Here is a 9318-nt window from a genome sequence, read left to right as displayed (position 1 = left end):
ATGCTCGCCGCCCTGGCGGGAGAGGTGCGGCCGCGGCCGCCCTTCTGGCTGATGCGTCAGGCCGGGCGGTATCTGCCGGAATATCGCGAGCTCCGGGCCAAGGCGGGCAGCTTCCTCGACCTCTGCTACAATCCGGACTTCGCGGTCGAGGTGACCTTGCAGCCGCTGCGCCGCTACGGCATGGACGCGGCGATCCTGTTCTCCGACATCCTGGTCGTGCCGCACGCGCTGGGCCAGCCGCTGGCCTATCTGGAAGGGGAGGGGCCCAAGCTGGATCCGGTCCGCGGCGTCGAGGATCTGAAACGCCTGTCGCGCGACCGCTTCCACGAGACGCTGGCCCCGGTCTACGAGACGGTGCGCCGGCTCTCCACCGCGATTCCGGAGGGGACGACGCTGATCGGCTTCGCCGGGGCTCCCTGGACCATCGCCTGCTACATGGTCGAAGGGGCGGGCTCCAAGGAGTATGCCCATGTCAAGCGCTGGGCCTATGGCGACCCGGCGGGATTCGGCCGGCTGATCGACCTGATCGTCGAGGTGACCGCCGATTATCTGTGTCACCAGATCGAGGCGGGGGCGGAGACCGTGCAGCTGTTCGACAGCTGGGCCGGCGTCCTGCCGGTGGACGAGTTCCGCCGCTGGGTGATCGAGCCGACGCGGCGGATCGTCGCACTGGTGAAGGCGAAGCATCCCAGGACGCCGGTCATCGGCTTCCCGCGCGGCGCCGGTCACGCCTATGAGGAGTATGTTTCCCAGTCGGGCGTCGACGCCGTCGGGCTCGACACCACCGTGCCGCCGGCCTGGGCGGCGCGGACCCTCCAGACGCGGCTGCCGGTGCAGGGAAACCTCGATCCGATCCTGCTGGCGACCGGCGGCAAGGCGTTGGAGACGGCGGCGCGCGGCATCCTGGAGGCGTTGGCCGGCGGCCCCTTCGTGTTCAACCTTGGTCATGGCGTCATCCAGTCGACCCCGCCGCAGCATGTCGCCGACCTGACCCGCATCCTGCGGGAATGGCCGGAGCGCGGCTGACGGCGATCGGCGCTAAGACGCTGAAAAAGCGACGGCGGGGGTCTGGACAGAGCGGCGGCGACGCTCCAGTTTAGCGGGCACGATGAGCCAGCAATTCCCCCAGACCTCCGCCACCGCGACCACCGCCTCCGCCGCCCGGCCGCGGCGGGTGGCGGTCGTGCTGTTCAACCTCGGCGGTCCCGACGCGCCGGAGGCGGTGCGGCCCTTCCTGTTCAACCTGTTCGCCGATCCGGCCATCATCCGGCTGCCGAACCCGTTCCGCTTCCTGATCGCCAGCCTGATCAGCGGACGACGGGCCAAGCCGGCGACCGCGATCTACGCCCAGATCGGCGGCAGGTCGCCCTTGCTGGAGAACACGCAAGCCCAGGCGGCGGCGCTGGAAGGCATGCTGGGGGCGGATCCGGCAACCGCTGATGCCGAGACCAAGGTCTTCATCGCCATGCGCTACTGGCACCCGATGAGCGCCGAGACGGCCGCCCGGGTGAGGGCCTACGACCCGGATCTGGTCGTGCTGCTGCCGCTCTACCCGCAATTCTCCACCACCACCACGGCCTCCAGCGCCAAGGCTTGGGCCGAGGCGGCGAAGACCGTCGGGCTGACGGCGCCGACGAAGCTGCTCTGCTGCTACCCGACCCAGGCCGGCTTCATCGACGCGACGGCGGATCTGATCCGTCCGCTCTACGAGGCGGCCAAGGCCCATGGCAGGCCGCGTGTCCTGTTCTCCGCCCATGGGCTGCCGAAAAAGGTGGTGAGCGGCGGCGACCCCTATCAGTGGCAGTGCGAGCGCACCGCCGAATCCATCGCCGCGGCGCTGGGCATCGACGATCTCGACTGGATCAACTGCTACCAGAGCCGTGTCGGCCCGATGGAGTGGATCGGCCCCAGCACCGATGCCGAGATCCGCCGCGCCGGCCAGGACGGCGTGCCGATCCTGGTGGTGCCGATGGCCTTCGTGTCGGAACATTCCGAGACGCTGGTCGAGATCGAGATCGAATACCGTCATCTCGCCAAGGAGGCCGGGGTGCCGCATTTCACCCGCGTGCCGACGGTGGGGGTGCATCCCGGCTTCATCGACGGGCTGGCGGCGCTGGTGCGGCAGACCGTCGCGGGCAAGGCGGCGATCTGCTCGCAGAAGGGCGACCGGATCTGCCCGGCCAATTTCTCCGGCTGCCCGCAGGCGCGGCGCTGAACAGCCGCCGCTGAACCGCAACGAGGAAGGGAACCCGCCCGGTGCTGTACGAATGGATCAAGGCGCTGCACGTCATCAGCATCATCGCCTGGATGGCGGGGCTGCTCTACCTGCCGCGCCTGTTCGTCTATCATTGCCAGGCGCCGGCCGGATCCGAGGCGTCGGAAACCTTCAAGGTGATGGAGCGCCGGCTGCTGCGCGCCATCATGAACCCGGCGATGATCGCGGCCTATGTGTTTGGACTCGGCATGATCCTGCTGACGCCGGAGTGGATGAAGCAGGGCTGGCTGCATGCCAAGCTGCTGTTCGTCCTGCTTTTGACCGTCAGCCACATGATGATGGCCCGCTGGCGCCGAGACTTCGCCGAGGACCGCAACACCCGGCCGCAGCGCTTCTACCGCATCGCCAACGAGGTGCCGACGCTGTTGATGATCGGCATCGTCATCTTCGTCATCGTCAAGCCCTTCTGACCGGCGGGCGGATGGCCCATCGCTCTTCCACAGCCCGGAAAATGCGGAATCCGCGACCTTTCCGGGCTTCGCTTTCGTTTGACTTGCGCCTGCCGATCCGATAACCATAGCAGGACCACGGGGTTTTCGCCCCGTGGCCTCCCACGCCCACATCTGCCGATCCGACGCTCTGTTCCTGAGCCGGGCTTGGTGGCTGGCGATCCGCTCCCGTGCGACCATGTCCCGGACGCCCTGGCGCGTTTCCGTCCCAGCGCCACCCGCTGCCCATCCGACGCGACCGCGTTGCGGCGTCCGCCGCCCCAACCGCCCCCCTGCCGCCGTCGGCGGACCATTCGGCACACCCCACCCCCAAGGCCACTCCCCCGCATGACGATTTCACAGGCAATCCGATGCATCTCCAAGAGCTGAAGTGCAAAAGCCCCGCCGAACTGCTGGCCTTCGCGGAGGAGTTGCAGATCGAGAATGCGAGCACGCTGCGCAAGCAGGACATGATGTTCGCGATCCTGAAGCAGCTGGCCGAGAACGACATTCCGATCTTCGGCGACGGCGTGCTGGAGGTTCTGCAGGACGGTTTCGGCTTCCTTCGCTCGCCGGAAGCCAATTATCTGCCGGGTCCCGACGACATCTATGTCAGTCCGAGCCAGGTGCGCCGCTTCGGCCTGCGCACCGGCGACACGGTGGAGGGGCAGATCCGCTCGCCCAAGGACGGTGAGCGCTATTTCGCCCTGCTGAAGGTCAACACCATCAATTTCGACGCGCCCGACAAGGTCCGTCACCGCATCAATTTCGACAATCTGACGCCGCTCTATCCGGAGGAACGCATCCGGATGGAGGTCGAGGATCCGACCAAGAAGAACCTGACCGGCCGCATCGTCGATCTGGTCTCTCCCCTCGGCAAGGGTCAGCGCGGGCTGATCGTGGCGCCGCCGCGCACCGGCAAGACGGTGATGCTTCAGAACATCGCCCACTCGATCGCCACCAACCACCCCGAAGCCTATCTGATCGTCCTTCTGATCGACGAGCGTCCGGAAGAAGTGACGGACATGGCCCGCTCGGTCCGTGGCGAGGTCATCAGCTCCACCTTCGACGAGCCGGCGACCCGCCATGTCCAGGTCGCCGAAATGGTGATCGAGAAGGCCAAGCGGCTGGTCGAGCACAAGCGCGACGTGGTGATCCTGCTGGACAGCATCACCCGTCTGGCCCGCGCCTACAACACCGTCGTGCCAAGTTCGGGCAAGGTGCTGACCGGCGGCGTCGACGCCAACGCCCTGCAACGGCCCAAGCGCTTCTTCGGCGCCGCCCGCAATGTCGAGGAGGGCGGCTCGCTGACCATCATCGCCACCGCGCTGATCGACACCGGCAGCCGCATGGACGAGGTGATCTTCGAAGAGTTCAAGGGCACCGGCAACTCCGAGATCGTGCTGGACCGCAAGCTCTCCGACAAGCGCACCTTCCCGGCCATCGACATCTCCAAGTCGGGCACCCGCAAGGAGGAGCTGCTGGTCGACAAGGGCACCATGTCGAAGATGTGGATCCTGCGCCGCATCCTGATGCCGATGGGCGTGACAGACGCGGTCGACTTCCTGGTCGACAAGCTGAAGCACACCAAGTCGAACAACGAGTTCTTCGAAAGCATGAACCAGTAGGCGTTCTGCTGGATCCGCCCTCTCCTGCGGGAGGGGGCGGCATGGAAAGAACGGCATGGAAAAAGGGCGGGGACCTTTCGGTCACCCGCCCTTTTCCTTATAGGTTCCGATCCGTCGAATCAGAACGGGCGGATCAGAACGGGGGCTGCTGCGGCGCGGCCTGCTCCGCCGACTGGCGGTGATACAGCTCGGCGAAGTCGATCGGGTTGATCATCAGCGGCGGGAAGCCGCCTTCGCGGGTCGCGCTGGAGATGATGGCGCGGGCGAACGGGAAGATCATCCGGGCGCCTTCGATCATCAGCACCGGGCGGTGATGCTCCTCCGGCAGGCCGGGGAACTGGAACAGCGCGCCGTAGGCCAGCTCGACCAGGAAGGCGACGGACTCGCCCTGACGGGCCTCGCAGCGCAGGTTCAGCGTCAGCTCATAGATGTCGTCGCCGACCTTCTGGCCCTGGACGTCGACGCCGATGTTGACCTGCGGCTGCGGCTGGTTGGGCAGCAGGCTCTGCGGGGCGTTGGGGTTCTCGAACGAGAAGTCCTTCACATACTGCGCGAGGACATGCATCGGCAGCGAGGACGTCTGCTGCTGCTCGGCGCCGTTGCTCATCTGATCGGACATAACGGACTCCTAATCGCCGGCTCCGTTTCCGGCCCCGGTCCCGGCTTGGGACAGGGCGGGGGAGGCGGGCCGGCACGGATGTTGGATGACGGGATTTGGTTCGCGACGGTTGTGCCTTCGCCCAGGGGGCTGGCTATCATGGATCGGGCGTCCTGCCAACGGAAACCGCCGGCCCGCCGGCCGGTCAGCGCCGCTCATCCGGGCGGTGCTTGCCCCATTGGGAATCGGTCAGCCGGGGCGCCTCGCCCCCGTCGGTTTTTTCTGCCGGCGTGACGTCGCGGTAATCGCCGTCGATCACGCCGGGAGCGGGCCGGAACGGGTCATCGGCGCGGCGGGAAGCTTCGGTACCGAAATCGGCGGTGCCGAATCCCTGGCCCCCGAATCCCTGGCCCCCGGCTCCACCGACGCCGCCGGCCGTGGTGGTGAAGACCGGTATCCCGGCCCCCAGCCGGCCGAACAGCCAGCGGCCGATGCCCCGGCGCAGCGGCCGGATCAGCAGGATGATGCCGAGGATATCGGTCAGGAATCCGGGGATGATCAGCAGGATGCCGGCCAGCACGGCGCAGAAGCCGTCCAGCACGGTGCCGATCGGCGCCTCGCCCCGTGCCGCCGCCGCTTGGGCGCGGGTCAGCGCCGCCAGCCCCTGGTGGCGGACCAGCAGCGTGCCCACCACCGCCGACAGGATCAGCAACCCGATGGTCGGCCCGGCGCCGATCCAGTCGCCGACCTGGATGAATCCGACGATCTCCAGGATCGGCAGAAGAAGGATCAACAGCAGGGGATTCATGGTGTCCTTGCTCTTCGGGCTCGCTGCCCCTATCTAGGTTTGGATAGGTCGTCCGGTCAAACACCGGCGGCCTGATCCGGTAGACGCCTGGTCCGGTAGACGGTTGTTCGTCGGTTGGTATTGGCGGGCAGGCAACACGTAATGCCGCCGGGCCGCAAGGTCCAGGGGCGGGCCGGATATGCCGGCCATTCGCCTCCGGCACAGGCTTCATGACACGTCGTTTTGGAAGGAACGGATGATGGGAGACGGGTTCGTGTTCATCGAGATCGTGATCTTCGCGATGATCGCGGCCTTCCTCGTCTATCGGCTGCGCAGCGTTCTCGGCCGCCGGACCGGGGAGGAGCGGCAGCGTCCCAACCCCTTCAGCGCCGCTCCGGGTGCTGCGAAGCCCGACAATGTCGTGAGCCTGCCGCAGCGCAACCAGCCGCGTCCCGATGCCGCACCCGGCCAGGACGTGATGGCCTCGGACGAGCCGCTGTCGCTGGCCGCCTCCATCGACCAGATCCGCGCCGCTGATCCGACCTTCGACGAGAAACATTTCCTGGACGGTGCCAAGGCCGCCTTCGCCATGATCGTCGATGCCTTCGCCCGTGGCGACACCGCGACGCTGCGCCCGTTGTTGGCCGACGATGTCTATGACGGTTTCGCCCGCGTCATCCGCGATCGTCAGGCCGCCGGCGAGCAGCATGAGACCCGCATCGAACAGGTGCGCGAGGCCGAGGTGGTGGAGGCCAAGCTGGACGCCGGCCGCACCGCCCGCGTCACCGTGCGTCTGGTCTCCGATCAGGTGAATGTGGTGCGCGACCGCAACGGCGCCGTTGTCGATGGCGATCCCAAGGCGCTGGTCGAGAACACCGACGTCTGGACCTTCGCCCGCGATCTGCGCTCCCGCGATCCGAACTGGGCGCTGGTCGAGGTGCGGCCCGTCCAGTGATGGACGGCCACTGAAAATGGTTTTCCGCGACCGTACCGGTTTCAGCGCCCGTGGTTTCAACGCCACCGCCCTCCTCGGGGCGGTGGCGTTGCTGTTTTCGGCCTGTACCCCGAAGGAGGAGGCGAAGCCGCCGCCCGACGCCCTGACCCTGGCGCCGCTGACCTTCGGCGACCTGCCGGGCTGGCGGACGGATCCGGTGGCCCAGGCGGTGCCGGCGCTCGCCCGGTCCTGCGCCCGGTTCAAGACCCAGCCGGCGGACCAGCCGGTCGGGCCGAACGGGGTGGCGGGCAGCATCGGCGACTGGCAGGGCCCTTGCGCCCGTCTGGCGGATCTGCCGCCGGGCGACGATGCCGCCGCCCGCGCCTTCTTCGAGGCCAGCTTCATCCCCTATGCCGCCGGCAACAACGGCACGCGCGAGGGGTTGTTCACCGGCTATTACGAGGCCGAGCTGGAGGGCAGCCGGCGGCCGGATCCGGCCTATCCGGTGCCGCTCTACCGCCGGCCGCCCGATCTGGTGATGGTCGATCTCGGCGACTTCGCCGACCGCTGGAAGGGGGAGCGCACCGCCGGCCGGGTGGTCGACGGCAAGCTGAAGCCTTACGAGGATCGTGCCGCCATCGTCGCCGGCTCGCTCAAGGGCAAGGGACTGGAACTGGTCTGGGTAAGGGACCCGATCGGCGCCTTCTTCCTGCAAATCCAAGGGTCGGGGCGGATCCGGCTGGCGGAGGGCGGCGAACTGCGCGTCGGCTATGCCGGCCAGAACGGCCACAAATATGTGGCCATCGGCAAGGAGTTGATCGATCGCGGTGAATTGAAGCGGGAACAGGTGTCGCTTCAGACCATCCGCGACTGGCTGGCCGCCCATCCCGATCAGGCGGCGGCGGTGATGAACCTCAACCCGTCCTATGTCTTCTTCCAGCCGCTGACCGGCGACGGTCCCAACGGCGCCCAGGGCGTGGCGCTGACCCCTGGCCGCAGCCTGGCGGTGGATTCCAAATTCATGCCCTATGGCGTGCCGGTGTGGCTGGATGCCGAGGACCCGGTCGATGCCGGGCAGCGGCTGCGACGGCTGCTGGTCGCGCAGGACACCGGCGGGGCGATCCGCGGCCCGGTGCGCGGCGACATCTTCTGGGGCCATGGGCCGGAGGCGGAGCGCCGGGCCGGGGTGATGAAGAGCCGCGGGACCTATACGCTGCTGCTGCCGAAGAGCGTGAAGGTGGTGGCGGGCGGGTAGGGGGACGGCAAGGGGGAGTGTTTCACGTGAAGCGGGGGGGGGCACGCGAAGCGAGCCCCCCACTCCCTCACAGGATGAACTTCGACAAATCCGCGTTCTTCGCCAGCCCGCCGACCCGCTCGCGGACCAGGGCGGCATCGATGGTGACGGTCTCGCCGGCGCGGTCGCTGGCGGCGAAGCTGATCTCCTCCAGCAGGCGCTCCAGCACCGTGTGCAGGCGCCGCGCCCCGATATTCTCGACCGAGCTGTTGATCTCCGCCGCCAGCCGGGCCAGCTCGTCGATGCTGTCGTCGGTGAAGACCAGATCGACCTCCTCCGTCTTCATCAGCGCCTTGTACTGGCGGATCAGGCTGGCTTCCGGCTCGGTCAGGATGCGCTTGAAGTCGTCCTGGCTCAGCGCCTTCAGCTCGACCCGGATCGGCAGGCGGCCTTGCAGCTCCGGCAGCAGGTCGGACGGCTTGGCGACATGGAAGGCGCCCGACGCGATGAACAGGATATGGTCGGTCTTGACCGACCCATGCTTGGTCGAGACGGTGGTGCCCTCGATCAGCGGCAGCAGATCGCGCTGCACGCCCTCGCGGCTGACATCGGCGCCACGGGCATCGGAGCGGGCGGAGATCTTGTCGATCTCGTCGAGGAAGACGATGCCGTTCTGCTCGACGGCGCGGATCGCCTCCGCCACCACCTTCTCCTGGTCCAGCAGCTTGTCGGATTCCTCGGCCATCAGCACGCCGTGGCTTTCGGAAACCGTCATGCGGCGGGTCTTGGTGCGGCCACCCATCATCTTGCCGAACATGTCGTTCAGGTTCAGCATGCCCATCTGGCCGCCCGGCACGCCGGGAATGTCGAAGGTCGGCATGCCGGCCGGGGCCCCGGTGTCGGCGACCTGGATTTCGATCTCCTTGTCGTTCAGCGTGCCTTCGCGCAGCATCTTGCGGAACTTGGCCCGCGTCTCGGCACTGGCGCTGTCGCCGCACAGCGCGTCGAGCACCCGTTCCTCCGCCCGCAGCTCGGCCTTGGCGGCGACCTCCTTGCGCAGGCGCTCGCGGGTCAGGCCGATGGCGGCCTCCACCAGGTCGCGGACGATCTGCTCGACATCGCGGCCGACATAGCCGACCTCGGTGAATTTGGTCGCCTCCACCTTCAGGAAGGGGGCCTGGGCCAGCCGGGCGAGGCGGCGGGCGATCTCGGTCTTGCCGACGCCGGTCGGGCCGATCATCAGGATGTTCTTCGGCAACACCTCCTCGCGCAGCCCGTCGGGCAGCTGCTGCCGGCGCCAGCGGTTGCGCAGCGCGATGGCGACGGCGCGCTTGGCTTCATTCTGGCCGACGATGTAGCGGTCGAGTTCGGAGACGATCTCGCGCGGGCTGAAGGCGGCGGTGTCGGGGGAGACGGTCGGGCTGGTCATGACGC

9 protein-coding genes are annotated in these 9318 nt (G+C 67.8%); 6 read left to right on the top strand and 3 right to left on the bottom strand.

The annotated features are described in order from the left end of the window. The 4 genes from hemE (at window position 1) to rho (ending at window position 4331) form a co-directional block, all read left to right on the top strand. Window positions 1-1026, top strand: coding sequence for a uroporphyrinogen decarboxylase (gene hemE, locus AZL_RS15440; protein WP_012975434.1), 1026 nt, complete (start codon window positions 1-3; stop codon window positions 1024-1026). 82 nt (window positions 1027-1108) lie between these two features. Beyond that, a complete protein-coding gene (gene hemH / locus AZL_RS15435) occupies window positions 1109-2215 on the top strand; it encodes a ferrochelatase (RefSeq protein WP_012975433.1) in 1107 nt (368 codons plus the stop codon). 41 nt (window positions 2216-2256) lie between these two features. After that, window positions 2257-2685: a protoporphyrinogen oxidase HemJ gene (gene hemJ / locus AZL_RS15430; RefSeq protein WP_012975432.1), complete on the top strand. Its 429-nt coding sequence runs from the start codon at window positions 2257-2259 to the stop codon at window positions 2683-2685. Window positions 2686-3074: 389 nt separating this feature from the next. Continuing rightward, window positions 3075-4331 (top strand): transcription termination factor Rho, encoded by a 1257-nt coding sequence (rho, locus tag AZL_RS15425; protein ID WP_042443301.1) that lies wholly within the window; start codon window positions 3075-3077, stop codon window positions 4329-4331. Between the two features lie 133 nt (window positions 4332-4464). On the opposite strand, the gene secB is transcribed toward rho, so the two are convergent. Together secB and AZL_RS15415 are read right to left on the bottom strand one after the other, a co-directional pair. Then, window positions 4465-4950 carry a protein-export chaperone SecB gene (secB, locus tag AZL_RS15420; protein ID WP_012975430.1) on the bottom strand — a complete coding sequence of 162 codons (486 nt, stop codon included), beginning with the start codon at window positions 4948-4950 and terminating at the stop codon, window positions 4465-4467. Window positions 4951-5134: 184 nt separating this feature from the next. Beyond that, entirely contained in the window at window positions 5135-5737 is a 603-nt protein-coding gene (locus AZL_RS15415) for an FxsA family protein (protein WP_012975429.1), read from the bottom strand. Window positions 5738-5975: 238 nt separating this feature from the next. On the opposite strand from AZL_RS15415, the gene AZL_RS15410 reads away from it, so the two are divergent. Together AZL_RS15410 and AZL_RS15405 are read left to right on the top strand one after the other, a co-directional pair. Beyond that, window positions 5976-6671: a Tim44/TimA family putative adaptor protein gene (locus tag AZL_RS15410; protein ID WP_012975428.1), complete on the top strand. Its 696-nt coding sequence runs from the start codon at window positions 5976-5978 to the stop codon at window positions 6669-6671. A 16-nt stretch (window positions 6672-6687) separates the two neighbouring features. After that, on the top strand, window positions 6688-7905 hold the full coding sequence (locus AZL_RS15405) for a murein transglycosylase A (protein ID WP_012975427.1): 1218 nt from the start codon (window positions 6688-6690) through the stop codon (window positions 7903-7905). A gap of 67 nt (window positions 7906-7972) precedes the next feature. Here the strand turns inward: AZL_RS15405 and hslU are convergent, their stop codons facing one another. Beyond that, the gene (hslU, locus tag AZL_RS15400) at window positions 7973-9313 is read right to left on the bottom strand and encodes an ATP-dependent protease ATPase subunit HslU (protein ID WP_012975426.1); all 1341 of its coding nucleotides are present in this window, start codon (window positions 9311-9313) and stop codon (window positions 7973-7975) included. Window positions 9314-9318 lie beyond the last annotated feature (5 nt).

Source organism: Azospirillum sp. B510, assembly GCF_000010725.1.
GTDB classification, from domain to species: Bacteria; Pseudomonadota; Alphaproteobacteria; order Azospirillales; family Azospirillaceae; genus Azospirillum; species Azospirillum lipoferum_B.
This window is presented reverse-complemented; position numbering and strand designations above follow the sequence as displayed.

Excerpts from the sequence above, each read along its gene's own strand:
- AZL_RS15415 (WP_012975429.1), bottom strand. The coding sequence starts at position 5,737 with ATGAATCCCCTGCTGTTGATCCTTCTTCTGCCGATCCTGGAGATCGTC.
- hemE (WP_012975434.1), top strand. The coding sequence starts at position 1 with ATGCTCGCCGCCCTGGCGGGAGAGGTGCGGCCGCGGCCGCCCTTCTGG.
- hemH (WP_012975433.1), top strand. The coding sequence starts at position 1,109 with ATGAGCCAGCAATTCCCCCAGACCTCCGCCACCGCGACCACCGCCTCC.
- AZL_RS15405 (WP_012975427.1), top strand. The coding sequence starts at position 6,688 with ATGGTTTTCCGCGACCGTACCGGTTTCAGCGCCCGTGGTTTCAACGCC.
- secB (WP_012975430.1), bottom strand. The coding sequence starts at position 4,950 with ATGTCCGATCAGATGAGCAACGGCGCCGAGCAGCAGCAGACGTCCTCG.
- AZL_RS15410 (WP_012975428.1), top strand. The coding sequence starts at position 5,976 with ATGGGAGACGGGTTCGTGTTCATCGAGATCGTGATCTTCGCGATGATC.
- rho (WP_042443301.1), top strand. The coding sequence starts at position 3,075 with ATGCATCTCCAAGAGCTGAAGTGCAAAAGCCCCGCCGAACTGCTGGCC.
- hslU (WP_012975426.1), bottom strand. The coding sequence starts at position 9,313 with ATGACCAGCCCGACCGTCTCCCCCGACACCGCCGCCTTCAGCCCGCGC.